The sequence below is a fragment of the Lentibacillus sp. genome (assembly GCF_035301675.1).
GTDB lineage: Bacteria > Bacillota > Bacilli > Bacillales > Amphibacillaceae > Lentibacillus.
In genome coordinates this window covers 16,974-42,230 of the sequence record NZ_DATGTT010000036.1, presented here as the reverse complement: position 1 = coordinate 42,230, position 25,257 = coordinate 16,974, and the positions used below count along the sequence as shown (strand labels likewise).

The window sequence follows — 25,257 nt, the reverse complement described above, 5'->3', positions numbered from 1 at the left end:
CCCAATGTTATCGAATTGATGAATAAGCCTGCATCAAGGGATGAATGTTGACTTTCACAATTCCTGCCCACTTCAACAGGTTATGCAATCTATTTTTTAAAACGATTGCCTGTGTTAACGTAAATAAGCATAGATATGATAATGGCAAAAAACAAAACAAGGCCAACGGTGAACAACCACTTAATTTCCGACATTTCACTAACCACCCAGAGAACCATACTGAATGACAAAACGAACATCACTTTTCCCATAAACTTGCATAGGGCGACCGTATCATATTTTTCCTTATCTTCCCTTGACTTTGTGTTGAACCCGGCAATCAAAAAGGAACCGTTTCCGTTTGATAAAGTAATGCCCAGCACAGCAAATAACAAAATAATCATAATAGTTCCAACCATTTTTATCCACTCCATACAGCCCTTTGATATACCAAGTTAACGTTTTTTGGGGATAAAATAAGCAATTGAGGCGGAAAGAAAGGCAATAAATAATGTGATTAAAAAGGGGCTGCGGCTGCCTTTAATAACAACTTTCTGGGGTGCATCAGCACTCATATTCCACGCCTCTTCTATATCCGGAGTATATGCAATGGTAAGAAACAGCCCGGATAAAATTTGGAACAATAAGAACAGCAGTATAAAACTGATGGCAAATATCAAATATTTTTTCAATGGCGACCCCCCTCTTTATCAATGTTCAATGAAACGCCCCCTAATTATTGTGCCTGACGTAAGTGCCGCCGATGAAATCATGAATTGATCTTTTATCACTTCTGAAAATAACCCATGGAGGGGCACTTACGACATTGGATATCCCCAATGTTAGATAAGTTAAAAGAAACTTCCCACCAACTTCTCTTAAAACCATATTTTTCAATGTTAAATCACCATTATCCATACGGTTCACATTAATTTTAAAAAGACGTTTACCTATAATATAACCTTTCCACACAAGGGGTACCAATGTTAAATACAGCGTGTAACTGACATGCCACCCCCAGCTCCTGGCAAAAGATGACGTATCATCTCCAATTATCCCGGAAAATACCAACGTTGCTGGCACAGTTAAGATCATAAAGTCAAAGAAATCTGCCAATAATCTAACACCGAAACTTGCTGGTTTTTGATTCATATGTTTATCACCCTCTCACCCGGAGTGATGCCGACTCCATAAATAATTTTTTATTGAAGCTGCCAGCTAAACAAAACATAGATACTGACAAACAGAATGAATCCACCTGTCAGGAAGACTAAAACAGCCATTGCTTTGCGGTTTTCTTTAAATTCAGCAACTCCCCAAATTATAAACATAATCCCTAAAAGTGAATGTGTATAGGGTAACACTCCATACTCGCCGGTAATGAGCATATAACCTGATAATAAAACCACGGTAACTGCTAAGATAACTCTTGCAATTTTCATCAGTAAATCTCCCTGTCATTCTTTTAATAAATCAAAGCAGGCACCCAAAATGTTAGCCGCCCTTAAACGTCACAAAAGCGAGGATACCCAACATTATTAAAAATTGCATGATCATGCCGACAATACTGCAAATTAATCCGGAGATCGCCAGCCCTTTGCCGGTTTGATCAGTGTTGTGAATTTCTTTTGTCGCTTTTCTTGAAACGACAATCCCTGCTATACCAAGAAAAAAGCCAATGAAGGGCAGGAAGATTGCAAGAATACCAAACGTAAAGGAAACGATTGCGTAACTATTTGTTTGCGTGCTTTCACTCATTTGCTTCACTCCATTTTCAGCAATAGCAAAGCGCAGAATTCGTTCTTATACTCATTTTGCCTCCCTTCTGCTAATATTCCCCTCTTCTGTTGATAATTCTGCTGTTCTGTCGATACTTTTTTTCTCCTACCGATAATTCCGCTCTTCTGCTGATTCTTTCATTTTTCTGCAGATATCCATGCTGTTCTGTCGATATCCTTGCTCTTCTGCAGATATTTTTTTTCCGATACGCCTGCTACCGCTGCTGTTTCAGCAAATTGGAGGCACCAATTAAAAACAGCCCCACAATGATAAAAAAGTACGCCATAAACTCATTGCCGACGACATGATTAAACTTAAATAAATCCACCAGGAAAAGATGACCCATCATAAATACGAATAGACCCGCCCAAAACAATACTTTTCGAGACACAGCACTCATTCCTTATGAATTAGTTAGTCCTTATTTCTCATATTCCACTTTCGACAATAAACATGCCAATTCCTTTTAAAAAAGAAATTTTATAAAAAACGGCGGCTTTCACCCTTCTTCAAGTGAAAGCCCCAGTTTTTCTATATGGTCAGCAATTCCATGATGGGACCTTACTGCTCATTATGGTCGCTGTCTTCCGAATCATTATCATCTTCATCTGAACCTTTTGCTGCCGATGCTTCCTGGTAATATTTTTGCTTCTGTGCGCCGAAGTGATTAGCATTGCCGCGGGATACATAGCTCTCAAGCATCGCCTTCAGATCCATACCAGTCGTTTCCTTCAGGGATTCCTGAATGCCGAGCATGGTTGAAGTCACATTATTGGCGACTTTTGATGAACCGCCCTGTGAATCGCTTCCGCCCATATCAATCACTTTCATATCCTGAATCTGAGAAATCGGTGCGGACACTTTTTCAGCGTACTCAGGCAGGACATTGATAAGCATTTCCATAATCGCTGCTTCCCCGTATTGCTCCATCGCCTGGGCCATACGTTCTTTGGACTCTGCTTCGGCAATACCGCGCTGACGGATAACCTCTGCCTCGGATTCACCTTTAATGCGCTCTTTTTCCGCGTCTGCCTCAGCAGCCTTCGTCGTTTTATAGGCTTCCGCGTCGGCGATTGAGCGGCGGCGTTTATTTTCTTCTTCTTCCAGTTCAACGGCACGCTGTTTCTCGATATATTCAACTTTCAATTCTTCGTCCTTCACCTGCTGGGCAAGGCGCTGTTTCTCCAGTTCTCCAGCCTGTTCGGCGTTTGCCCTGGCGCGGTTCGTTTCTTTTTCAAATTCAGCTTCTTTAATGTCTTTTTCATTTTTGGATTGGGCAATGGCTGTTAAGCGGCGGTTCTCTTCATCCTGTGCTTCCTGGTCGTTCTGTGCCTGATATATGCGGGTTTCTTTCTCCGCATCAGACTCGGCCTGGTTTGCCACCTTCTGAACTTCAGCAATATGTGGACGCCCCAGAGCATCGATATAGCCGTTCTCGACGTCAACATCCTCCACATCATTCAAAGCAAACGATGTGATTTCAAAACCCATGCCCTTTAGATCCGATTCAGCAATCTTTTTTACCTGTGTATTGACTTCTTTAAAATCGTTATAGATCTTTTCGATGGAAAGCGATGCAATAATCGCACGCAGATGACCGTTTAAGACATCCCTTAATTCCGCTTCCCGATCGTCCTGTTCTTTACCCAGAAATTTTTCAGCAAAATTAGCCATAATCGCCAGTTCACTTCCGATACTGATGACAGCCGTACTGACAACGCGTACTGGAATGCCTTCCTTGGTATACGCCTTTTCAGAGTCGACCTGCAGCTGAAAGGACGTCAGATCAATTGGTGTAGCTGTCTGGAACATGCGGAGACGGTAACCGCCGCCGCGGATAATTTTAACTGAACGGCCATTCTCATCCTGGAAAACGTTCCGCTCTTTTTCCGGATCACCAAGCTTCGGTCCGGTTACGATCAGCGCTTCATTCGAGCTCGCTGTTTTGTAGCGAAGCCTGAAGATAATAAACGCGATCGCTCCCCCAACAATCGCCACAATTCCAATAATGGCGAGAATCATTAAAATTAATGCATCTTGAAACAAAAAAATCCGCTCCCTTGTAAATAATGAATCCGATCCAACAATCTATGTATATGGATCTATATTACAATACGTTTACAAACTGAGTAAAGTTTCAACATTCATATAATTCTTTTTTAAAAAGCCGATAGCTCCCATTCTTAACTTATTCCGAAATAGCGTAATATAGAATTGGAAAACAACATTCTTCCCTTTCTGACAAACTTCGCTGATAATTATTTCACTAATGAAACCTCATGTAAAAAAGCTGCCGGCTCAAAACCAGCAGCTCCTGTTAAGTATTATGACGTTGCACTCATTCGCCATCAGTCATTGGCTCTTCCCTGAACCCCCGGTCTGGACAAATCGTTTTTATTAACCCACACGCGTTCCGGATTGTGGTTTTCAGGGAATTTGTCACCTGCTTTCATTTCAATCTGTCTCGGCTCTTCCACATTGCTTCCTGTTTCGCCTTTCTCAATGTACACGCCATTATTTGGTGCTTTTTGGCCTCCACGGAAGCGGGACTGTTCACCCATGTTCATCACTCCTTCTGCTTATTACCCTTATTTTGGCTGATATTCCATACTTTATAAGCGAAAAGAGTGCGTGGAATATTAAAAGACGCAACCCCACATAGGAATTGCGTCTTTTCATATATTATCCGATAGCATAAACCCCGGGACCGATTAGGGCGATACCAACGACAATCGCAATAATGACAAACGGGTATTCGATGCCGCCTTTATCGGCGAAGTAGCCATTTGGCAAATGGACTTTAAAAATACCGCCGATCATGACAATCACAATAAGAGCTGCTGCAAGCCATGTCAGAAGCCCTGCTGCCAATAGCAGTCCGCCGGCAAATTCAAATAAGCCAACCAGAAAGGCCATTGGCACACCCGGCTTGATGCCAATCGATTCAAAAAATCCGCCTGTTCCTTTTACTCCGTTGCCGCCAAACCAGCCAAACAGCTTCTGAGCGCCATGTCCGGCAAGGCTGATTCCAAGAACCAACCGTATAATCAATAATCCGATATGAATCATAATATATAAATCCTCCCACATTTTAATACTAACTTACTTTTTGTAAGTACGGAAACTAATATATTACGAATTCAGGATATTGTCAAGGCTGAAAAACAGCTCGCACTATTTATGAAAAACAGTGACAGGAGAGGACAGCAGTATCGGATCAGTCATTTTTTCCTCCGAATATTTTCCACCATTTTTTCTTCTTAGGCATTTCTTTTTTCTCTTTTTTGCCCAAAAAAACTTCCCTGACCTGAGGACGTTGTTCCTTTTCACTGAGGACAAACAGCGTATCTCCGGCTTCAATTGATGTTGCTCCACTCGGTGTTATTAATTCCTCTTCCCGTACAATTCCCACAACCAACGTATCACTTGGCAGCGTAATATCGATTAATGTTGAGTGAACAACCGGTGCCATCTTGCCAATCGGCAGTTTAATGATCTCGGAATTCGTATTGCCCAATGGAATCATTTCAAAGCTACTCGGGTCAAAATCGTTTCCTTCTTCTGTTAATCCCAATTTCGATGCCAAAGCGGATAATGTACTTCCCTGTACAAGAGCCGAAATGAGGACAACGAAAAAGACGGCATTAAAGATCACATAAGCATTTTCGACATCCGCTATAATCGGATAAGTAGCCAGAACAATTGGTACAGCACCTTTCAACCCTGTCCAGGACAGAAATATCTGTTCTTTTGCATTGTGTTTGAAGAATACCATACATATAACGGTTGCGATTGGTCTTGCAACAAACATGAGGATGATGGATAATAGAATCCCCTGCCAGCCAACTTTTATCAAATCACTTGGGAAGACGAGCATACCAAGGAAAATAAACATGATGATCTGCATCATCCACGCAAACCCTTCATTAAACCGGACGATTGAGAATTTATGCATCAAATCACTATTGCCAACCAGGACACCCATCACGTATACAGCTAAAAATCCGCTCCCGCCTAAATAATCGGTCACGCCAAATGTTAAAACAGCACTTCCCAATGCCAAAAGCGGATACATACCGGATACGTCCAACGCTATCTTATTAATCAGCAGTACACTTAACCGGCCAAGCAAAAGTCCAAGGATCAAACCGAATCCCATTTGGACAAAAAAACTGCCGACAGCTGACCAAATCGTACTGTCCGGGACCTGAATCATTTCAATAAAAACAACTGTCAAAAAGACTGCCATCGGATCATTCGACCCGGATTCAGCTTCCAAAGTAGCCGTCAATCGCTTATTAATATTTTTACTCCCCATCACAGCGAAGACTGCCGCAGCGTCCGTCGATCCAACAATTGCCCCAAACAGCATCCCTTCCAGCATGGTCAAATCAAGGATGTAATAAGCTGCATATCCGGTAATGACCGAGGTGATTAAAACCCCGGCAGTCGCCAGCACACCCGCCGGAGCAAGGACCGGTCGCATGTTGTTCCATTTGGTCTGGGAGCCACCCTCAAACAAGATAATAATTAGCGCCATGACACCGATCAACTGGGTTAGCTTTACATTTTCAAAATAAATGAATTCGTTGAGAATCATACCGACAAACAGGAAAAGCACAAGTGACGGCAATCCCAGGCGAGCCGAAAATTTTGTTGTAAAAACACCTACAATGAGCATGAGTGCAAACAGTAGTACAAATGATGTTACAGAAGTATCCATGCAGTAATTCCTTTCAACTTTGTTCTGTTTCTATTTTACCGATTTTTTCCGTTTTAAACAAAGAATACAGCACAAGAATCATAATTAGATAACCGTTATCTATAACTCTGCTGTCAATAACATCCTGGCTGTACGTGTCTTGGATGCACAAGGCAGCGGGTCATTGGCGAACATCGCAGACGGCATTCGTTATGCAGCAGGAAATGATGGGGTGTCTACCCAATTTGAACCAGCGTCTTATGACAATGTCATTGCCGTTGCTGCTGTTGACAGCCAAAATAACCTCGCTGGCTTCTCCAATTATGGCAGCTGGGTTGACGTAGCCGCTCCCGGCGTTGACATCGCCTCAACTGTACAACGCAATGGCTATGCATACATGTCCGGCACTTCAACGGCATCACCGCACGTTGCAGGGTTGGCAGGGCGTTTAGCCGGACAGGGCGGAGAACGCCGAAATCCGTTCAGCCATTGAAAATACGGCTAATCAGATCAGCGGCACCGGCTATTATTTCAAACATGGCTTGATAGATTCAGAGTAAGCTGTAAATTACTAGTCTTATAGAAAAAAAGCTCCCCTTGAATTCGCAGGTGGTCTTTTTAATTGGGAGGTTATAACAACAGAGGAGCCTGAAATATCCGGGGATTAAAAAGGAGGCACATGGCCAAAATTAAGCAAGTTAGCTGGCATTCATGCATTTTCTTGCAGTCAAAGCCTCAAATAGCATAAGACCGAACAAGGAAGCCTTCAATAAATTCAGCCAAGCCATCCTGTTCGTGATGACCTGTGACATGATCAGCTGCTGCTTTTACTTCCGGAGATGCGTTGGCCATAGCGGCACTGATTCCGGCATTTCTTAGCATTTGAATATCGTTTGGACCGTCACCGATTGCCGCTGTTTCTTCAGGATTAATGCCAAAAGCCTTGATCAATGATTGAATGGCAGCCCATTTGGAAACACCTGGAGCAACGATTTCAAAGCCATCTTTCCAGTCAATAACATCCAATTCATCACTGAACAAATGTGACATATGCGATCCATGATGGCCGGTTTTGACGCTGTATTTCAGCACATTCTGATAATCCGCACCCCGCAAATCACCGATATACTTTGGGGGGATACGACTTTCTTTTGTCCATATATCCACTTCCTTGCACATCCTATTGCAATAGAGACCATCCACAGTATGCACAAGCACATTGCACGAATTTTCATTCGTGACACGATGAAAATGTGCCTCATCCAGCTTGACCGGGTTCATCTGAGCCACTCTTCCTGTGAATCCTTCATGGATTGAGGCACCGTTCAGACAAATCATCGGTGTCTTCAACCCAAGCAGTCTGTGGTAAGGAGACGTAATCTCGTATTGCCGTCCTGTCGCCAGAAATACTTTGACACCCTGATTAATCAGCCTGTTTATCGCCTCCACGTTGTGCCGGGAAATCTCATTTGATGCCGTCAGCAATGTTCCGTCCATATCAATGAACATGGCACGTATACGCATATTTTTTCCTCCTTCCTTTTTATATATCAACCATACCACCTGAATGTAAAGTGTATGTTAATATGGTGTAAAGATTTAGTGAACATTTGAAGAAAGGGGGAGTTTTGTCCTGACGCAATAAATGCTACCCCCTATTCTTGTTCTGCTGTCTGACTATCCATTCATAATAAAGTGCCGTCATCGTTTGAACCACAAGAAACACTGCAACAGAATATTTCATACTGTAACCATTCTCATAGTGTATCACTTCCATAAACCGCGATACCCGTTCCATCAACAGTCCAAATAATGTCCATCCTAATATATAAAAGATAACTTTCTTTTGATTAATCTTAAAGCAGTGATAGAAGTAAACAAAAAAATAACCGAATGGTGCAAATAAAAAATAGGTAAGAAGATCAATCAATTCATATTTATCAGAGTCGTTAACTTTGTAGAAGTCCATTAACCCTCCACCAATGGTAAAGTCAAAGAATGTGGCGATTGCAAATCCCCACACTAAAAACAGTAGGGCGATTTGCCGGGGGATTCTTTTCGGAAAAATAAAAAAAGCAGCATAGACGATAATCAGCATCACCAAAACATATATCTCATTTTTATCAAATGATTCCCATAACATCATGTATGATTCACCACTTTCTCAGATGCTCTTTCGATGATGCTGTAAGCAAGAAGTGCAACGAGATTGAGAAGAAAGAAGTATATCGCATCAAAACCAAGGTTCCAGTTGGTATAGGCCGCTATATTCAAAGCAGTCATAAGGTAGTTTGCTACAGTCAATAACAGGACAGCAGACAGGATAATAATCGCTTTCCAACCAAATGAGTCACGTGCCACTGAAATATTCAGCTGTATTAAAAGAAGAACAGGAATAATGATGCTGCGATGCAACAAATATGCAGTATACGGCAGCTTTTCCTTAGTAATTGTAATCAATTTCAATTCATCCGAAATAATCCATGAAAAGTTTATACTTACAATAAATATGATAAGAAATACAAATGTGTTTTCCACCAAGGATAGTCTTTTCCGCATAACAGCGAATATTGAAATGATAAGCCATGTCAGAAAGAAAAATATAGAAAAAGCCAAAAAATAACCCCCAAACCAGAAAGTTTACAACTGTAGTATGGGTTAGGTTTGAATTATCTATTCAATAACAGTGCCGCAAGCAATGAGAATTTAGAGGATATTGAAGTGGAACTGGAGAATTTTTCTCTCTGTAATGAAGATAAAACGTCTGTGCTGATGCAACCTGAGTTATATAATATAAGCGAAACCAGAACACGATAAAAAACCACCAGTGCTGGTACACTGGCGGTAAAATAGCCCGATCCCTGCCGTATTATGATGCATTCACCTGCTTGATAAATTCCCTCATCAATCCCGGCATGTCAGGCCAGGCATGCCCAGACACCAAATTGCCATCAGTATGATTCGACTCTTCAATATAAGTTGAGCCCGCCGCTTCCACTTCCGGTTTGCAGGCAATATACGCCGTCATCTCCCTGCCCTTAAGATGCTCTTTTACCGTGGTGAGAACCTGAGCTGCATGACAGACCGCCGCAACAGGTTTGTTCGTCTCAAAGAAATGACTGACAATACCCGGTACATGTTTATTCAGGCGAATATGTTCAGGCGCTCGTCCGCCCGGGATCATAAGTGCGTCATAGTCAGCAGGATTCACCTCGCCAAAGCTCGCCGTGGCTTCAATCTGATAGCCTTCTTTTTCGGTATACGTTTCCCAGCCCACGAAATCATGAACAACCGTGTGCAGCTTTTTAGGTGAAGCAGCCGCAATCGTCGTCTCGTAACCTTCCTCCAAACAGCGGAAATACGGATAATAGATCTCCAAAGATTCTACAGCATCACCGGCTAAAATCAACACTTTTTTAGACATGAATGAATCTCCTCCTTTTGGAATTCTATCTTGATTATAGCATAGGATTCATGGAAGATTTGTTAACTTTCGAAAAATATAATTTAAATTCCGGTTGGCTTTTTACCTTCAAACTACAACACATTTTTATTCGCTTTCGATACGAACATCGGGGGCATTTCACATCTTAAGCGCCAAAGAAAATTCATTGGTTTACTTCCCGAATGCTGCACATAATCAGCAGTCCCAAGAAAAATATAAGGTGCGGTATAACCATTTTCTTTCTTATATTCACGAATAAACAACATAATATGATGGTTATTTGCTTTATGATTAATATAACGTTTAGCTGTGTTACTCGTTGGTGTCACGGTACTCTGGGTTTGCCAATGAAATAATTGCTCATTCATCGCATAATCTTCATATAGCGTCGACGGTGAAAAGTCGTTTTCCGATTTATTTAACGTTATGAAAAACGCATCCGTATTTTTTTCCTTGAAATGTTTAACGCCCTCACGAAAAGCCGGTGCTTTTTCTGCATTATAGTGTCCCATTGCTGCCATAATTTGATTAATATTATAATTCGCATGAACTCGCAAAGGCGATTGATATTCCAAATCATGCATGTACTCCAACTTTGTTAAATGCTGGCGATTATACTCCAAAATTTGTTGAATCTCCGCTTTTATTTCAGAAACACTTACAATATATTTGATTCCTGCTTCAATGGAGTCAAAACCGTCTTTATTTGGCGCATTCTGATAGAACGAATAATAAAACATATTAGCCATTAGGTGTTCCTCTTCATCACGAATCATAAAATCATTCAAATAACGCAAATAAAAATCAAGGAGCCGTTTTGAATCTAAATGGAAGAGGTTCGGAAGCCGTTTTGTAAGCATTTTTTCGTCACGAAAATGAAAATCATTATTAATCCCAGCTTCCACTAGCATTCGACTAAATGAACGATCACCATTTCTGCCATAAAAGTCATAGATAGATAATTGATAATACGTTAAGAAGTTGTTCAGGGTTAATGGCTGATCTGAATTAAAATGAAAATCCTTTAACTTTTGAATCATATATCTACGGCGATTGCTCAATTGTGTAACATTCCGCAAAACATAGTCCTTCGCTTGTTTTTCCATCACAATAAATGAACCGCGAGGCAATGAACTGAAGCCATTCTCAACATAATGCCTGATCGAATGCTTTGTTTTGCCAACAAGGGCGCGGAATTTACCCTCAAAATTATAGTTTTTATGCGCCTGTCCGATAAAGTCCAGTACGGTTAAGCATTCTTTTCCTTCATGCAACCGTAATCCACGTCCAAGTTGTTGTAAAAATACCGTCAAGCTCTCAGTCGGACGCAAGAACAACGTCGTATTGACAGCAGGTATATCGACACCTTCATTATATAAATCAACGACAAAAATAAATTTGATAGCGCCTGATTCTAATTCCTTTTTGGCGGTATCCCTTGTTTCCTTATCCGAACCACCGTGCAAGGCAATTGATGAGACACCTCGTTGATTAAAAAACTCAGCCATAAACTGGGCATGTTTCACACCGGCACAAAAGCCTAAACCCTTTACGTCATCTAAATCAGTGACGTATGCTTTAACACTTTTTAAAATTTGCTGTGCACGCATCGTATCACTTGTATATAAATTTTCTAACTCCCGTACATCGTATCCATGATTCCGCCAAGTGACTTGCGATAAATCAACACTATCCGTTATACAAAAATATTGAAACGGGCTTAATAACTTCTGGTCGACTGCTTCTGTTAGTCGCATTTCAGCAGCAATTCGGTCTTCAAAATACGGTAGAACGCTTTTTCCGTCCATGCGTTCTGGTGTTGCTGTTAATCCAAGTAACACTTTAGGTTGATAGTATTGAAGCAACTTTTGATATGAGTCTGCCGCAGCATGATGAAATTCATCAACAATAATAAAGTCATAGTAATCAGGCGATGTATATTCATGTAAATTGCGGCTATTTAAGCTTTGAATACTAATAAACAGATGTTCAATGTTTTCTGGCTCATTCGAACCAACTAATAAATCACCAAAATTTAAATCCTGCATAATCGCTCGAAATGTATCAAGGCTCTGCTTTAGAATTTCCTCCCGGTGGGCAACAAACAACAGCCGTTGAGGAGACCCATTTTCTTGCACGAAACGCTTATAATCAAATGCTGATATAACCGTTTTTCCAACACCAGTAGCAGCAACCAGCAAGTTATTAAACTTACTGTGGACTTTCCGTTCGACATCAAGGTTTTCAAGAATCTCTTTTTGAAAATAGTATGGCTTTATCTCAAATGAAAAATGAATCGGCTGCTCGTCTTGTTCTTTTTTATTTAAACTGTTTTTTAAATGCTCGTGGTCGTCTGCTTTGTTATAATGAAAAGGTTCAAATTCATCGTTATGCCAATACGTTTCAAAGGTGTGATCAACTTTTCGCATTACATCAAATGAATCTTTTTCCGTAATCTTTATATTCCATTCCAGACCAGATGTCAATGCTGGATTGGATAAATTTGATGATCCTATGTAGGCTGTACTAAAATTTGTGTCTCGTTTAAACATATAGGCCTTCGCATGAAGTCGTGTTCGATCCACGTCATACGAGATTTTAATCTCCGTGTTCGGAAGTTGACTCAATTCTTTTATCGCTTTGTAGTCAGTCGCTTGCATGTAGGACGTCGTAATGACGCGAAGTTTACCATCTTTTTTCTCTGTAAACTCTCGTAATTCCGGGATGATACCACGGATGCCGCTCCATTTAATAAATGACACGAGCATATCAATTTGATCAGAGGATAAAATCTCATTTCTAAGCTCGTTCATCATATTGGGTTCAGCCTTTGAACCAGTAAACAGTGAACTTTCGGAAATAGGTGTTACTGGGCGTACAGGGTTTTCATCTTTAACACTGCGAACATTGTTTAGTTTGGAATAGATAGATGTTAGGATTTCGCCTTCTTGATCCAACTCCAACCGTTTGAAATCCTCTTCAGGCAGCAATTCACTAAGTTTATTAATCAATTCATTGCTAGCCTGAATCTGCTTTAACAAGGCCCCTTGATCGTCTTTTTTATCATGTTTATCCCGTATGTAATATAAAGCTTTTCTAGTAATTTCTGAGATATAAGCTGCTAACTTTTTCTGTGCCTCTTCAACATCAAGCGATTCTCTTCCAACCTCATAGTCTTGTTCCTCAAGCTTTTCTAGAGCCTCCTTCATCTCTTTTGTGATGACTTCTTCATATATACCTTCGTATAACAAATAATCACCTCAATATGGTCATATTACTTAGGGTGGGAGAACAAATTTCAGTTATTTATCCAATCTAGCGATACTAGTTTCTCAATCGCTGGAATATCAGCAGGTGCCCAATCTAATTGTTTCAACTCATTTTGAGAAACCCATTCCAATGTGTGGTGCTCTGTTTTCACGGGAGATTCTTCAATTAGCTTACAAAAAAAGGTTGTTAGATGGACCACGCCAAAATCGTATTCATAAACGGTATGTTCAATTTGATCATCGACCTCAATTTGACAGTGCAGCTCTTCGGCTATTTCACGTTTCAGGGCGTTTTCAGGTATCTCATCTTGCTCAATCTTTCCACCGGGAAATTCCCATTTATACGGTAACGTTTTGGATGGACCTCTCTGTGCACATAAAATTTGATTGTTCGATAAAATAACTGCACCGACAACGTGTATGTCTTTTTTCATATTATCCCCTCATATAATAAGTCATTTAGATTCTTCATTTTCCCAATTACTTCTATCCTACCACAATTACTGTACACAATTATGTATAACTATCACGACACTCTCTTTTTCAAGTCTTGTTAGTTTTGGTAAAGTAAGGTTATGTATTTATATTAATACAAATTTGAGGTGAACCCAATTGGAAACATCACTCATTTCTCCGGATAATACGTGGGCGCTTTGGGCGTTTTTGACCGGCTGGGCGTCGGTCAGTATTTATCTCGAGCAAAAATATGCATGGGCTTCCAAAATGTCGGGGGCGATCATTGCCCTGGTTGGTGCCATGCTGCTGGCAAACTTCAACGTGATTCCGCTTGAATCGGGTGTCTATGATGCGGTCTGGAATTATGTGGTACCGCTCGCGATTCCGCTTCTCTTGTTTCAGGCCAACATTAAAAAGATCTGGCAGGAAAGCGGTCGGATGCTGGCGATCTTTCTGTTAAGTGCAATCGGTACAGTGACAGGAACCATTGTGTCATTTCTCGTGCTTAAGGATGTTATTCCGCACTTGGATAAGCTGGGGGCAATGATGGCCGGATCCTATACAGGGGGGAGCGTGAACCTTGCAGCTATGGCTTCGAAATTCGAAGCACCGGGCGAGCTCGTTTCAGCGCTCGTTGTGGCTGATAATGCGATGATGGCACTATTCTTTTTCGTCCTGATGGCGATTCCGGCTGTAGCGTTTTTCCGAAAAAGGTATCAGACACCGCACGTAGAAGAGGTTGAAGCAAAAACAGCTGACGATGAATCAGAAACCCAGGCAGCGTCTTTTTGGCAGCGCAAGGAGATATCTTTAAAGGACATCGCCACAAGCGTTGCCACAGCATTCGTTCTCGTTTCTATATCATTCCACCTGGCCGATTTTTTTGCCGGTGTTATTCCGGATGGCGCAGATAGCAATATTTTCTTTCAAGTGTTGAGCGGGATTATTGGTGACCGGTATCTGGTGTTAACGACAATGACCGTTCTAATCGTCGTTGCCTTCCCGAATTATTTTGATAATATCAGGGGAACTCAGGAGATCGGAACGTTTTTGATTTATTTATTCTTTGTTGTAATCGGTGTTCCGGCGTCCCTCGCATTGGTCGTGACAACCGCTCCGCTTCTGCTTGTGTTTACTCTGATTATCGTTATATTCAACCTGCTTTTTTCACTTGTTCTTGGGAAATTGTTTAAATTCAACCTGGAAGAAGTTGTGCTCGCAAGCAACGCCAACCTTGGAGGACCGACAACAGCTGCAGCCATGGCCATCGCCAAAGGTTGGAATAAACTGATTGTGCCGATTCTGCTTGTGGGAACGCTTGGTTACATTATCGGCAATTACATAGGAACTGGTCTGGGTATGTGGTTCCAGACGTTAATCTGAATTTTGAAGAGATGTGACACTCTGTTCAATACTCTCATATTATTGAAGCTCCCGGCATGACGCCGGGAGCTTTCATTTTAATGATTGGAATGCAGTTGATTTTCGGTCTCGACCGAAAATCGTCATTATAAAGTTTGATGCTCGCACGAGTTGATGCTGGTCCTGCATAAGTTTGGGGAAATCTCGCACGAGTTTACGTCGATGCTACACAAGTTGGGATATTTCTCGCACAAGTTGACACCATCCCTGCACAAGTTAGAGCCGCCACGAGTTTACGCCACTTTTGAACGAGTTACTTACCTTAAACATCATCAATACGGCTCCCACTTGACCTTTCTTGCTTCGGCAAACCGTCTGTTCACACTACTCCAGCAGACAACATTCCACCACGCATCGATGTAGTCTTTGCGATTGTTGTGATACTGCAAATAATACGCGTGCTCCCAGACGTCAAGGACGAGCAGCGGGATCACATCCTGCTGGGTGAGGTTCTGGTGTTTTTCCGCCTGCAGGATTTCGGTCCGGTGTGAACGCGGTGACCAGACAAGCAGCGCCCAGCCGACAGACTGCACGTTTTCAGCCGCTTTGGAAAAATGTTCTTTAAATTTATTAAAATTGCCGAATGTCCGCTTGATTTCTTTTGCAGCCTCGCCGTCTGGTTTTCCGCCGCCATTCGGACTCATGTTCTCCCAGAAAATCGTGTGCAAATAGTGCCCGGCGCCGTTAAATGCCGCTTCGTCTTCCCAATGCCGGATCAGCGAAAAATCGCTGTTTTTCCGTGCTTTCTCCATTTCTTTTTCAGCCTTGTTCAAGCCGTCCACATAGCCTTGGTGATGCTTGTCATGATGCAGCCGCATAATCTCCTCGCTGATATGCGGCTCCAGCGCATTGTAGTCATACGGCAGTGGCGGCAGGGTATGTTTGCCGATTGGAACAGCTGTTGTTGATTTTCGGTCCTCATCATCTTCTTGTTCGCCGCCCCTTGATAGTTCCTCGTAACTGGTTTCCTCCATCAAATGGATAAATTCACTTTTGAGCTGGTGCGCTTGTGTGTTCAATGATTCAATATCATCCGCAGCATCAGCCGTTTCCTCATCCTGCAGCAATTGCTCACGGCAGGCGTTTGCCTTTTCACCCAGTTCCCGAAAACGGCCCTGCCACTCACCAGGATTTATATTCGCATCAGGAAATTCTTCTGTTCGCATCTCTAAAGAGCCAACAAGCCGCTCGCACTCCGACGTCCATTCCACTAAGCGCTCCAGCCAGTCGGCTTCTATTGATTGAATCGTCATAACAGCAATATCCTCCTCTTTACAGGTAAAATACTTCCAATCCCAGCCTATGCTGGATAGCCCATTTTGGTAACACACGCTTATATGGGTGGATTTAGTCAAACGCTGATAAAATATGTCGTTATCAAAGCGCTCCAACCACTGCACAAGCAGACCTGCATCCTGTATAATGTCTCTGTCATCACGAATTAAAGGGGACTAACAATGGATGGAAAAACACATGCAATCATCGGAGCAGGAACAGGGTTAGCTGTTGCCCAGTCAACCGGTCAGGATGCTGTAAACACAGCTGTCATGGTGGGCGCAGGTATGGTTGCCGCGCTGGCACCGGATTTGGATACGGGTGGAAAACTCGCGAATAAAATTTCATTGTCACATAAAATGATTCAGAACCTGGTGCGGTTAATCGGGATTTTAGCCGGTATTTATGCCTGGTTAAGCTTAACGGGGACAGAAAAGTATATCGGGCTGGCGCTCGGGGCTTTTCTATTATTCATAGCACCGGTATTTTCACAAAAACTGATGCTGTTCATCAGTGGTGCCACTATTATTGCGGGAGGCATTTTCATATCGGAAATGTGGATTTGGCTTGCGGGTGTTTATGTTGCAGCGGCTGCGCTGGTGCCGCACAGGAGTTATACACATTCACTCATCGGATGGCTGTTTTTTGGTGTGATTGCCTATTACATCAGTCAGAACTTTGCTATTCAGGGATTATTTTGGACGCTTGTTCTAGCCTACGGGAGTCATTTAGTGGCAGATATGCGAATCTTGCCAGGGAATAAGCGGGGCATCAAATTATTCTTGCCATTCAGCCAAAAAGAGATTTGAGAGAAGGGAACAGGATCCGGCTGCTATTCCCTGTCTGCCGGATTTGCCGGCTGATTTAAACTAAGTATTAATGTTTCCTGCAATGTATTAATTTCCTGATGAATCTGCACGTGTTGCGGTATGTCAGGAATGTCAAGCGTCTCGATTAGTTGCTGCCACTCGATGGACTGTGCCATTGTCTCGAAAAAATAAACAAATTGGGCCATTTCATCTTTGGATAATGCTGTTCGTTCAGTGCTCTTTGCAGCAGTGTCAAGGAAGTAGCCAAGCTGTTCCATCGAGAAAAGAGCCGGCGATAAATGACTTAGGTAGTCAAAGTTATTCGGAATTTCACCTAACGACGTGTTGTAAACGGTACGTAAATTATTTAAATTCGTCCGCATTTTATTTTGCGTACGACTGTAATCCGCAGCAACAGACACACTTTTATCCGAGAAAATTTTGAAAAACAATTGCGCTTGACTCCGAATGGTTTTGGACATTAAATGCGGCAAACGGCTTGAAGCGGAGTGCCGGCCAACCAGCAGTACGCCTAAAATCCCAATGATACAGCCAATGACGACATCAGTTATCCGTGCACTGGCAAAGTAGGATAAGTTCTGAATCTGGGTTGTGCTTTCAGCTATTAAAATTGCATTCGGCGTAATGAACATAACGGCAAATGCATAGTTGCGCACCATAAACGTCTCTGTGAGAAAATGAAACATCGCAATTAACAGTGCCACAACAATCGGTGCAGGGCTAATGGACAGAATCACCACAGCAACAAGGATTCCGAACAGGGTACCAAGCGAACGCTGAATGGACCGGTGGAACGTGCTGATGATGGTCGAACCGAGCATGACCGCACCACACGAAACGGGAATCCAGTATGACCTGTCAAAATCAAACGAAAAAGCAACCAGTGCTGCAAGCCCCAGCACAATTGCATATCGGAACGATGTTAAGAATACAACGGCGTTTTTATCAAACGCATCCGCAAACTTTTTCATGATTGGTTGTTTCCGCAAATGAACTTCCTGATCCAAATTGGGAAAGGTCTCATGGGTAACAGCATTTGCCTCGACCAGTTTGGCCAGCAAACGCTCCTCCAGGATATTTGACTGTTTCATATCAGGAGCAGTGATGCCTGTGCTCATACCCCTTTTATGAAGAGCTTCTGTAATCTGAGTTAAAAAAGCGGCCATTTCCGGAGAAACGTCTTTTTTTCCTTCAGCCTCCAGCTCCAGAATATCCATCCAGATACCATGTGCCAATTCTTTTAATACATATAAACGCTTAAACGTATCTGTGCTGCGCCATGAAATATAGCCGGATGCCAGTGTCCTTTCAGCGTCCTGTAATGAAAATAACGTTTTTTCCTTCAACTCATTGAACTTCGCCGTTCCAATCGAATCAAATAAAGTGGTTAGTGCAGCATAGAGGTGATAAACTGACTTCTTTTCCGGATGGTAGGGATCAGAAAACCACCCGGCCATTGCGATCACCCAGGATACGGCACCACCCATGGCAACCAATCCAGCCCTCAGCAGTGCATCATCCGGATTAATCTCCATTGCTGATGTCATGGCAAATATGATGACAAAGAAGATTGCTGCCGGGCCTTGGATTTTCAAAGCTCCAAAGATAAAAGTTCCGACCCCGCCAATTAACCCTAATATAACAGCAAATAAAACCGGTGATACGGCAGTCAATGTTCCAAGTCCTATAGCTGCAGCTAAACCCAGTATTACGAAAAACACTTTTTTGGCCCGGTGTTTATACGGCTCATTAAACACATATAACGATGAAAATCCCCCGATTCCAGCGATCAAGCCATATTGGAATTTTCCGAGAAATATACCAATCATAACAGGAGTGGATGCGCTTAATGCTGCTCCGACTGCCCTTCGCCACGGAAAAGGGGTTCTTTTTACTTTAAAAGCATCTTTAATGATGGATGTTGCCACTTAAAAATTCCTTCTTTCTCTCCAACAGACTAATGTAAATTCCCATGATATCACATTTTAGAGAATTAATATGATATACGAATTTTACTCCTCCATTCTCGCCTGCAAAATCGCTTGTCTGGCAAGTCTGTCGGCATGGAGATTCTGCTTTTCCGGGATCCATTTAATAAAGAAATAGGGGAATTTGCTTGTCTTTTCATGGATGGCGGCAAGCAATGGCTTATAGGCCAAATTTTTGATAAAATCTTCCTCCACCGCATCAACCACCAGCCTGGAATCTGAACGGAACGATAGAATCTCCCCGGGAAAATACGCCGCGCACATATCCAGTGCTTTCAAGACAGCATGAAATTCAGCCTCATGGTTGGACATGTTGCCGAGCGGAAAAGTAAACTCATGTTTATCCCCATGAGCTTTGATATAGACGCCCGCCCCGCTGGCACCCGGATTGCCGCTTGAGGCGCCGTCTGTGTAAACTTCGATCAATGCATGAACTCCTTTCTGATGAAATCGGCTTTACTGACAGTTTTCCATTACTCCTCGTCTTTTTCGCCATAATAGTCCATTTCGTCATAGCGCTGCTGCTGCCGGTAACCGTACATGATGTTCCGGACTGTTGTTTCCCGTTCCAGACTCGAACCAATCGCACCAGCTACCGTTGCAATCGAGGTGACAAGCCAGCCCAGACGGATAAAATGCATAAAACTTGCCTCTTTCTCCTCCAAGCCGACAACCTCACTGAATAATTCCGGTGGTACAATAAAGGCAACAGCTGTCAGAAACAACAGGAGCAGCATAACATAATAGACACTGACGGCAACTGTAATGGTCAGGAGTGTCGCTGCATTATACAGCATTCTCAATCTCCGGCGGCTTTTCGCACTTGGTCTTTCCCAAAGGTTATGGGCAAAAATTATCCAAGTAATCATGCCGATAAGCGCCGATAGCGTCAATATCCAAAAACGATTCATATCATATGCCGCACTAAGCCGCCAAAATGTAGGGAATATTAACCCGTACGCACCGGTGGCAAAAGCGACTGCCATCACACGTTTAAATGATGGGATGATTGACCAAGGTCTGTTCGCATGGGTCATGCCAAGCAATAACTTAAGCCTTCCGTATAGCTTCGGTTTCAGGATAAAGCGAACATCCGATTTTTCAATTCCATCAGGGGGTGTCATTTTGCGGATCGGGGAAAGAAAAAATCGTCGCTCCAGCAAACCGTTACGGCTAGTGACACCACTACTCTTAGGGGGCTTCCCATTCACCCTGAAATATAATTCACCGACCACCTGGATAATGGCTTCTTTCACTCGTTTTATTATAGGGGGCAACCCGAATGCCGGGACAGATATTTGCGCAACACCTGCTTTGTCATTCACATCTCCTAGAACAACACCCCTTTTGGAGAAAATTGGCAAATCTGTCAGGCAAACGGTATAATCCCATTGGTTAGCTTCTTTAATAGCACCAGCCCGTTTAATCAGCTTGTCCACGTTTTCGGCAGCACCTGTCAACGGATCACGGACAACACTGATCTCCCACGAAATATCACCGTCAATATATTCATTGAAAGCGCCAGATAAGCTGTCGACTAGTTGCCAGGCAATCGTTTCCGGCAGCTCAGGAGCCGGAATTAGCCCCACAGTTATTGTTTTCGCCAAAACGAGTGCCCCCTTACAGTTGGTTTCTCCAGTAGTTTTCCTTTAATCATCTTTGCAATTCCCGATTTTAAAGAGCCGAAAACTAAGAGCAAACATATCGCTGACCCTGGCGTTTTTTACATTTCAATCTTAAAAAGAGCTGCACGATGCCCCAGCACGTCCAGCTCTTTTTCTATTAGTTATTAATATACTTTTCAAAAATAGCACCGAAGTCTTTCGCGTGGTATTCTTCCCGTACAGATTTGAGCCAGGAAAAGCCATACTCTGTCAATTCTTTATACTGATTCGCCAAATCCGTTTCCGCTGCTCTTGAATGCTGCAGTACATTTACCGCTTTATCCAGACTCTGATTGCCCATTTCCAGGATAATTTGGTTTTCATGCATGGTTTCTGCAATATGCAACAGTGCTTTGTACAAATCCTTCAATTTTTCAATCTCATCCTTATGGACATCAATGCTGAAAACCTGATTACCGAGCGTGAATTTAATTTCAATATCCATATCGATTTTACCAGCAGTCTCGAGAAACACATTTGAAATTGTATGCTGTGCATATGGATAACGGTTCAGTGTCCGCTTGGAAGAGGCTGCATTATCCCCGTCGACATGAATCAAGGCTGTGTTGGTAAAGCAATATTCATCCGCTTTTGTCTTGATCAGAAAATAAATCTTTTCATCATCTTCGTGCCGGACATAATCATCGGCATCCGTTTTGTCATAATCAGACGGGTCGATGATTTTACCGATGTCCGATAACCCCAGTGCATCTGATGCAATTTTTTTAAACATATTCAGGACTCCTTTTGATTTCAAATGATGGCTGGAACAAAATTATTTTATTAAAGAAAAAGGTCCCCGTGTATTTCTTCCGCTTAAGGAGTGTAATGTTCATTTTGAGAAATGATCTCTTAATTCTGTCCCAACCTCTATAACAGTATAACTTACATTTTAGCATGGATTAATTGCCGGCAATACCCTGCTAAATAAAGTTTTACATAAAAAGCCCGTATGATTTTGCCACAAAACCAATCAGGTGTGCAATCAAAGCTGCAATTTCAAAAGTCTTTACGAATAAACTGGATTCGTTTACTATTCATAATAAGAGTATTTGTTAAATTTATAATTTATTGAATAATGTTGTCGCTGTCATCATGCGAGTTATATAAAAGTAGCTGAACAGGCCGAATCACTGCAGAAGAAGGTGAGACCATGAACCTTACTTATTTCCTGTTTTTCCTGTGTATTATTGTGTGTACGTTAATTATTACATATTGGGCAGCAAAACAGAGTAAAACGACGAATCAATTTTATGTGGCAGCAGGCAGTTTAACGGGGATACAAAATGGCATGGCGATTGCCGGTGATTACATCAGTGCAGCATCGTTCCTTGGGATTATCGGTACCATTGCCATCAGTGGTTATGACGGCTTTTTATATGCAATCGGCTTTTTGGTTTCTTATTTAATTGTGTTGTTTTTTATAGCTGAGCCAGTCCATCGTTTAGGAAAATATTCACTTGGTGATGTCGTCTGTTCGCGTTTCCCGGGAAACCGGATGCGCTGGATGATGGCGATTGGTGCGCTGATCATTTCCATCCTTTACATGATTCCACAGCTGGTGGCTGCCGGACTGCTGCTGCGGCTGCTTTTAAATATTGATTATTCAACGTCTGTTTTGATCATCGGCAGTTTAATGACCATCTACGTTGTGTTTGGCGGTATGTTTGCCACGTCATGGGTGCAAATCGTAAAAACGGTCGTACTTATGTCTGGTACCTTTCTTCTGGCGCTGATTGTGTTCTCACGGTTTGACTGGAGTGCTGCAGACTTGATTGCCCAGGTAAAAACAGGCACACCGCTTGGTGAGCAATTTTTCCTGCCCGGCAACCTGTACGATGATCCATTGGAAAGCATTTCGCTGCATCTTGCGTTAATCCTTGGGACAGCGGGATTACCGCACATCCTGATCCGCTTTTTTACAGTACGCAACACGAAGGAGGTGCGCAAATCGCTCCTCACCGCCAGCTGGATTATCGGTGCTTTTTACATCATCGCCCTTGTTCTGGGACTGGGAACGGTTGCTTTGATTGGCTACCAGCATTTAATCGGGCTTGATCCGACGGGCAATCTCGCAGCACCGCTTTTGGCCGAAAAATTAGGCGGCGACTTCCTGATGGCTTTTATTGCGGCCATTGCGTTTACAACAATTATTGCAGTAGTTTCCGGTTTGGTGATTTCAGCAACAACAGCTTTTTCACATGATGTCTATTTCCACATTATTAAAAAAGGTAAGACAACTGAAAAAACACAGCTGCGAACGGCTCAGTGGACAGCCTTTGTCGTTGGACTCGTCTCAACATTGTTTGCACTCGGATTGGAAAATATCAATGTCACATTCCTTGTTTCACTGACTTTTATTGTGGCGGCATCAAGCAATTTGCCAGTGCTTTTGTTCACGATTTACTGGAAGCGTTTCAATGAAAAAGGAGCTATTACGGGGATGGTGAGCGGTCTGATTGCTTCTCTGACGCTGCTGCTGCTCGGTCCGCACATCATGAATCCCGATAGCGGCTGGATTCCCTACGATCCGCTTCTGCCGTTGTCCAACCCAGGCATTATCGCCATTCCGATTGGGTTTTTGGGTGCATATCTCGGCTCGCTGCTGACACAGCCATCAGCGCAGAGTACCGCGGAATTCCGGCGGTTTTTCATCAAGTCCCAGACGGGGATTGATACGAGGGGCAATAGTTCATGAAATATTTGACGCTTATTTTATTCGAACGTCTCGGACTGTTGCTCGTTATCGCCTTTGTCCTGACACGCACTCGCGGATTCAGATCACTCCTTGACCGTGAATTCAGCAAAAAAATGCTGATTGTCCATGCTTGTGTGTTTGGCCTGTTCGGCATTGCCGGCACGATAACAGGAATTGCGATTGAGGGGGACACGGTTGCAATCCGCGATTTCGTGCTGACGCCTGTCGAGGATGATCAGATGGTCACCGGGTCAAGCCTTGTTGCGATTGTCATTGCCGGATTACTGGGCGGACCTGTTGTCGGGCTTGGCGCTGGTTTGATTGCCGGAGCACATCTTTTTTATCTGGGAGGCATAGGATTTGTAGCGAACAGCCTGGTCAACCCGATCACCGGACTGCTGGCGGGGTGGACGGCCCGTTTTTTTTCCAATGAGCGAGTCATCTCACCAATGAAGGCGTTGTTCATCGGTGTTTTCCCGCCGGTTTTACAGATGCATATGCTCTTGATCGCTGAGCCGAATTCGGAGGAAATGATCACAATTGTCAATACAATCGGACTGCCGCTGGTCTTATCAAACAGCATCTCCATCGCAATTTTCACCGCGATGATCGGCATTGTCCTCCAAGAGCAGGAAAATGAGGCTGCACAGGCAACCAAACAGTCCCTGACCATTGCTGAAGAGGCTCTCCCCTTTTTAAGGAAACACCATTCACCACGGGAAATGGCTGCAGGGATTGCTGATTTGCTATATGACCGTCTGGAACTGGCCGCTGTTGCCGTCACCAATGAACGCGAAGTTCTGGCACACAGAGGGATGGGTGGTGACCATCATCAGGAAGGTGATCAGATTATGACGTCCCTATCCCGACAGGCGCTTGAATCCCAGCAGATGCACGTCGCCTATTCACGCTCGGAAATCCAGTGCCGTCACGAGAATTGTCCGTTTGAAGCAGCAATTTTCATCCCGATTGTCGATGCCCGTGAATCGACGGGACTGATTAAATTCTATTTCGAAAAGGCACAGCACATCCGGCCGGTGGAGCTTGTCCTGGCCAAGGGACTCAGTCAATTAATCACCAATCAGCTGGATACCATTGCCACAGAAGAATTGAAAAAACATATACGAGATGCGGAACTGCGAAACCTGCAGGCTCAGATTAACCCGCACTTTCTGTTTAATACACTGCACATGATTGCCGCCCTTTTTCGGAAAGATCCGGAAAAGGCGCGGCAGATCACGGTCAACCTGGCAAACTATATGCGCTTTAATATCGGGCTTGTGTCAGCATCACTTGTCCGGCTGGAAAAGGAATACCAGCACGTCAAATCATACGTCGATATCATTCAGACACGCTTTTCCAGCCAATTAACCATTCACTTATCCGAACCTGAAGAGATGACGCAGGTGGACATACCGCCGTCAACGATTCAACCGCTTGTTGAAAACAGCATCAAGCATGGTTTGAAGAATGTAACCAGCGGCGGTGAAGTGAACGTTACCATGGAAAAGAACGCTGACAGCATTCAAATCGCCGTCAGCGATAATGGAGTCGGGTTCCCCCACGAAATGTTAGAGGAAACCGAAGTGACCTTATTGTCAGGCAACCAAAGCGGGGGTGCCGGATTGTATAACGTGAACCAGCGCCTGATCAGCCTGATCGGCGAATCGGCACGCCTCCATATACGTAATTTGCCCGAGCGCGGTAGTGAAGTTTATTTTACGATTCCATACAAGCATTATTAAAGAAA

Annotated in this window: 26 protein-coding genes; 5 read left to right on the top strand and 21 right to left on the bottom strand. The window is 43.1% G+C overall.

What is annotated here, in order from left to right:
- Nucleotides 1-89: 89 nt before the first annotated feature.
- The 10 genes from VK097_RS05870 to VK097_RS05825 all read right to left on the bottom strand — a co-directional run bounded on the left by VK097_RS05870 (nt 90) and on the right by VK097_RS05825 (nt 6,481).
- The gene (locus VK097_RS05870) at nt 90-398 is read right to left on the bottom strand and encodes a DUF3784 domain-containing protein (protein ID WP_324210880.1); all 309 of its coding nucleotides are present in this window, start codon (nt 396-398) and stop codon (nt 90-92) included.
- A 36-nt stretch (nt 399-434) separates the two neighbouring features.
- Nucleotides 435-671, bottom strand: a complete 237-nt coding sequence (locus VK097_RS05865) for a hypothetical protein (RefSeq protein ID WP_324210879.1) — start codon at nt 669-671, stop codon at nt 435-437.
- 40 nt (nt 672-711) lie between these two features.
- Complete coding sequence (locus VK097_RS05860) at nt 712-1,131, bottom strand: RDD family protein (RefSeq protein WP_324210878.1); 420 nt, start codon at nt 1,129-1,131, stop codon at nt 712-714.
- Between the two features lie 50 nt (nt 1,132-1,181).
- The gene (locus VK097_RS05855) at nt 1,182-1,421 is read right to left on the bottom strand and encodes a YczI family protein (protein ID WP_324210877.1); all 240 of its coding nucleotides are present in this window, start codon (nt 1,419-1,421) and stop codon (nt 1,182-1,184) included.
- A 52-nt stretch (nt 1,422-1,473) separates the two neighbouring features.
- Nucleotides 1,474-1,737: a DUF4190 domain-containing protein gene (locus tag VK097_RS05850; RefSeq protein WP_324210876.1), complete on the bottom strand. Its 264-nt coding sequence runs from the start codon at nt 1,735-1,737 to the stop codon at nt 1,474-1,476.
- 235 nt (nt 1,738-1,972) lie between these two features.
- Complete coding sequence (locus tag VK097_RS05845; protein WP_324210875.1) at nt 1,973-2,149, bottom strand: hypothetical protein; 177 nt, start codon at nt 2,147-2,149, stop codon at nt 1,973-1,975.
- 170 nt (nt 2,150-2,319) lie between these two features.
- Entirely contained in the window at nt 2,320-3,804 is a 1,485-nt protein-coding gene (locus VK097_RS05840; protein WP_324210874.1) for a flotillin family protein, read from the bottom strand.
- A gap of 302 nt (nt 3,805-4,106) precedes the next feature.
- Nucleotides 4,107-4,319, bottom strand: a complete 213-nt coding sequence (locus VK097_RS05835; protein WP_324210873.1) for a YjzC family protein — start codon at nt 4,317-4,319, stop codon at nt 4,107-4,109.
- A 121-nt stretch (nt 4,320-4,440) separates the two neighbouring features.
- On the bottom strand, nt 4,441-4,827 hold the full coding sequence (locus VK097_RS05830) for a DoxX family protein (RefSeq protein ID WP_324210872.1): 387 nt from the start codon (nt 4,825-4,827) through the stop codon (nt 4,441-4,443).
- A gap of 148 nt (nt 4,828-4,975) precedes the next feature.
- Nucleotides 4,976-6,481, bottom strand: coding sequence for a potassium/proton antiporter (locus tag VK097_RS05825; protein WP_324210871.1), 1,506 nt, complete (start codon nt 6,479-6,481; stop codon nt 4,976-4,978).
- Between the two features lie 139 nt (nt 6,482-6,620).
- Between VK097_RS05825 and VK097_RS05820 the strand changes: the two genes are divergently transcribed.
- Nucleotides 6,621-6,953, top strand: coding sequence for a S8 family serine peptidase (locus VK097_RS05820; RefSeq protein WP_324210870.1), 333 nt, complete (start codon nt 6,621-6,623; stop codon nt 6,951-6,953).
- Nucleotides 6,954-7,195: 242 nt separating this feature from the next.
- Here the strand turns inward: VK097_RS05820 and VK097_RS05815 are convergent, their stop codons facing one another.
- The 6 genes from VK097_RS05815 to VK097_RS05790 all read right to left on the bottom strand — a co-directional run bounded on the left by VK097_RS05815 (nt 7,196) and on the right by VK097_RS05790 (nt 13,608).
- On the bottom strand, nt 7,196-7,984 hold the full coding sequence (locus VK097_RS05815) for an HAD family hydrolase (RefSeq protein ID WP_324210869.1): 789 nt from the start codon (nt 7,982-7,984) through the stop codon (nt 7,196-7,198).
- A 124-nt stretch (nt 7,985-8,108) separates the two neighbouring features.
- Nucleotides 8,109-8,606, bottom strand: coding sequence for a hypothetical protein (locus VK097_RS05810; protein ID WP_324210868.1), 498 nt, complete (start codon nt 8,604-8,606; stop codon nt 8,109-8,111).
- Nucleotides 8,603-9,076 carry a hypothetical protein gene (locus VK097_RS05805; RefSeq protein WP_324210867.1) on the bottom strand — a complete coding sequence of 158 codons (474 nt, stop codon included), beginning with the start codon at nt 9,074-9,076 and terminating at the stop codon, nt 8,603-8,605. The genes VK097_RS05810 and VK097_RS05805 overlap by 4 nt, the downstream gene beginning before the upstream one ends.
- A 253-nt stretch (nt 9,077-9,329) precedes the next feature.
- Entirely contained in the window at nt 9,330-9,884 is a 555-nt protein-coding gene (locus VK097_RS05800; protein ID WP_324210866.1) for a DJ-1/PfpI family protein, read from the bottom strand.
- 113 nt (nt 9,885-9,997) lie between these two features.
- Nucleotides 9,998-13,156 (bottom strand): DEAD/DEAH box helicase, encoded by a 3,159-nt coding sequence (locus VK097_RS05795; protein WP_324210865.1) that lies wholly within the window; start codon nt 13,154-13,156, stop codon nt 9,998-10,000.
- A gap of 47 nt (nt 13,157-13,203) precedes the next feature.
- Entirely contained in the window at nt 13,204-13,608 is a 405-nt protein-coding gene (locus VK097_RS05790) for a (deoxy)nucleoside triphosphate pyrophosphohydrolase (RefSeq protein WP_324210864.1), read from the bottom strand.
- A 178-nt stretch (nt 13,609-13,786) separates the two neighbouring features.
- Here VK097_RS05790 and VK097_RS05785 point away from each other — a divergent pair, with 178 nt between their 5' ends.
- Entirely contained in the window at nt 13,787-15,013 is a 1,227-nt protein-coding gene (locus VK097_RS05785) for a DUF819 family protein (RefSeq protein ID WP_324210863.1), read from the top strand.
- Between the two features lie 311 nt (nt 15,014-15,324).
- Here the strand turns inward: VK097_RS05785 and VK097_RS05780 are convergent, their stop codons facing one another.
- Nucleotides 15,325-16,305: a superoxide dismutase gene (locus VK097_RS05780; RefSeq protein WP_324210862.1), complete on the bottom strand. Its 981-nt coding sequence runs from the start codon at nt 16,303-16,305 to the stop codon at nt 15,325-15,327.
- Nucleotides 16,306-16,509: 204 nt separating this feature from the next.
- Between VK097_RS05780 and VK097_RS05775 the strand changes: the two genes are divergently transcribed.
- Complete coding sequence (locus VK097_RS05775) at nt 16,510-17,136, top strand: metal-dependent hydrolase (protein ID WP_324210861.1); 627 nt, start codon at nt 16,510-16,512, stop codon at nt 17,134-17,136.
- Nucleotides 17,137-17,159: 23 nt separating this feature from the next.
- Here VK097_RS05775 and VK097_RS05770 read toward each other — a convergent pair whose 3' ends face one another.
- The 4 genes from VK097_RS05770 to VK097_RS05755 all read right to left on the bottom strand — a co-directional run bounded on the left by VK097_RS05770 (nt 17,160) and on the right by VK097_RS05755 (nt 21,542).
- Nucleotides 17,160-19,085 (bottom strand): FUSC family protein, encoded by a 1,926-nt coding sequence (locus VK097_RS05770; protein WP_324210860.1) that lies wholly within the window; start codon nt 19,083-19,085, stop codon nt 17,160-17,162.
- Nucleotides 19,086-19,169: 84 nt separating this feature from the next.
- Nucleotides 19,170-19,571, bottom strand: a complete 402-nt coding sequence (locus VK097_RS05765; RefSeq protein ID WP_324210859.1) for an RNase H family protein — start codon at nt 19,569-19,571, stop codon at nt 19,170-19,172.
- A gap of 47 nt (nt 19,572-19,618) precedes the next feature.
- The gene (locus VK097_RS05760; RefSeq protein WP_324210858.1) at nt 19,619-20,752 is read right to left on the bottom strand and encodes an MFS transporter; all 1,134 of its coding nucleotides are present in this window, start codon (nt 20,750-20,752) and stop codon (nt 19,619-19,621) included.
- Nucleotides 20,753-20,927: 175 nt separating this feature from the next.
- Complete coding sequence (locus VK097_RS05755) at nt 20,928-21,542, bottom strand: PH domain-containing protein (protein WP_324210857.1); 615 nt, start codon at nt 21,540-21,542, stop codon at nt 20,928-20,930.
- Nucleotides 21,543-21,962: 420 nt separating this feature from the next.
- Between VK097_RS05755 and VK097_RS05750 the strand changes: the two genes are divergently transcribed.
- Together VK097_RS05750 and VK097_RS05745 are read left to right on the top strand one after the other, a co-directional pair.
- Entirely contained in the window at nt 21,963-23,507 is a 1,545-nt protein-coding gene (locus tag VK097_RS05750; protein ID WP_324210856.1) for a solute symporter family protein, read from the top strand.
- Nucleotides 23,504-25,252 (top strand): LytS/YhcK type 5TM receptor domain-containing protein, encoded by a 1,749-nt coding sequence (locus tag VK097_RS05745; RefSeq protein ID WP_324210855.1) that lies wholly within the window; start codon nt 23,504-23,506, stop codon nt 25,250-25,252. The genes VK097_RS05750 and VK097_RS05745 overlap by 4 nt, the downstream gene beginning before the upstream one ends.
- Nucleotides 25,253-25,257: the final 5 nt, after the last annotated feature.

Excerpts from the sequence above, each read along its gene's own strand:
- VK097_RS05870 (WP_324210880.1), bottom strand. The coding sequence starts at position 398 with ATGGTTGGAACTATTATGATTATTTTGTTATTTGCTGTGCTGGGCATT.
- VK097_RS05860 (WP_324210878.1), bottom strand. The coding sequence starts at position 1,131 with ATGAATCAAAAACCAGCAAGTTTCGGTGTTAGATTATTGGCAGATTTC.
- VK097_RS05855 (WP_324210877.1), bottom strand. The coding sequence starts at position 1,421 with ATGAAAATTGCAAGAGTTATCTTAGCAGTTACCGTGGTTTTATTATCA.
- VK097_RS05850 (WP_324210876.1), bottom strand. The coding sequence starts at position 1,737 with ATGAGTGAAAGCACGCAAACAAATAGTTACGCAATCGTTTCCTTTACG.
- VK097_RS05835 (WP_324210873.1), bottom strand. The coding sequence starts at position 4,319 with ATGGGTGAACAGTCCCGCTTCCGTGGAGGCCAAAAAGCACCAAATAAT.
- VK097_RS05830 (WP_324210872.1), bottom strand. The coding sequence starts at position 4,827 with ATGATTCATATCGGATTATTGATTATACGGTTGGTTCTTGGAATCAGC.
- VK097_RS05825 (WP_324210871.1), bottom strand. The coding sequence starts at position 6,481 with ATGGATACTTCTGTAACATCATTTGTACTACTGTTTGCACTCATGCTC.
- VK097_RS05815 (WP_324210869.1), bottom strand. The coding sequence starts at position 7,984 with ATGCGTATACGTGCCATGTTCATTGATATGGACGGAACATTGCTGACG.
- VK097_RS05810 (WP_324210868.1), bottom strand. The coding sequence starts at position 8,606 with ATGATGTTATGGGAATCATTTGATAAAAATGAGATATATGTTTTGGTG.
- VK097_RS05800 (WP_324210866.1), bottom strand. The coding sequence starts at position 9,884 with ATGTCTAAAAAAGTGTTGATTTTAGCCGGTGATGCTGTAGAATCTTTG.
- VK097_RS05790 (WP_324210864.1), bottom strand. The coding sequence starts at position 13,608 with ATGAAAAAAGACATACACGTTGTCGGTGCAGTTATTTTATCGAACAAT.
- VK097_RS05780 (WP_324210862.1), bottom strand. The coding sequence starts at position 16,305 with ATGACGATTCAATCAATAGAAGCCGACTGGCTGGAGCGCTTAGTGGAA.
- VK097_RS05775 (WP_324210861.1), top strand. The coding sequence starts at position 16,510 with ATGGATGGAAAAACACATGCAATCATCGGAGCAGGAACAGGGTTAGCT.
- VK097_RS05755 (WP_324210857.1), bottom strand. The coding sequence starts at position 21,542 with ATGTTTAAAAAAATTGCATCAGATGCACTGGGGTTATCGGACATCGGT.
- VK097_RS05750 (WP_324210856.1), top strand. The coding sequence starts at position 21,963 with ATGAACCTTACTTATTTCCTGTTTTTCCTGTGTATTATTGTGTGTACG.
- VK097_RS05745 (WP_324210855.1), top strand. The coding sequence starts at position 23,504 with ATGAAATATTTGACGCTTATTTTATTCGAACGTCTCGGACTGTTGCTC.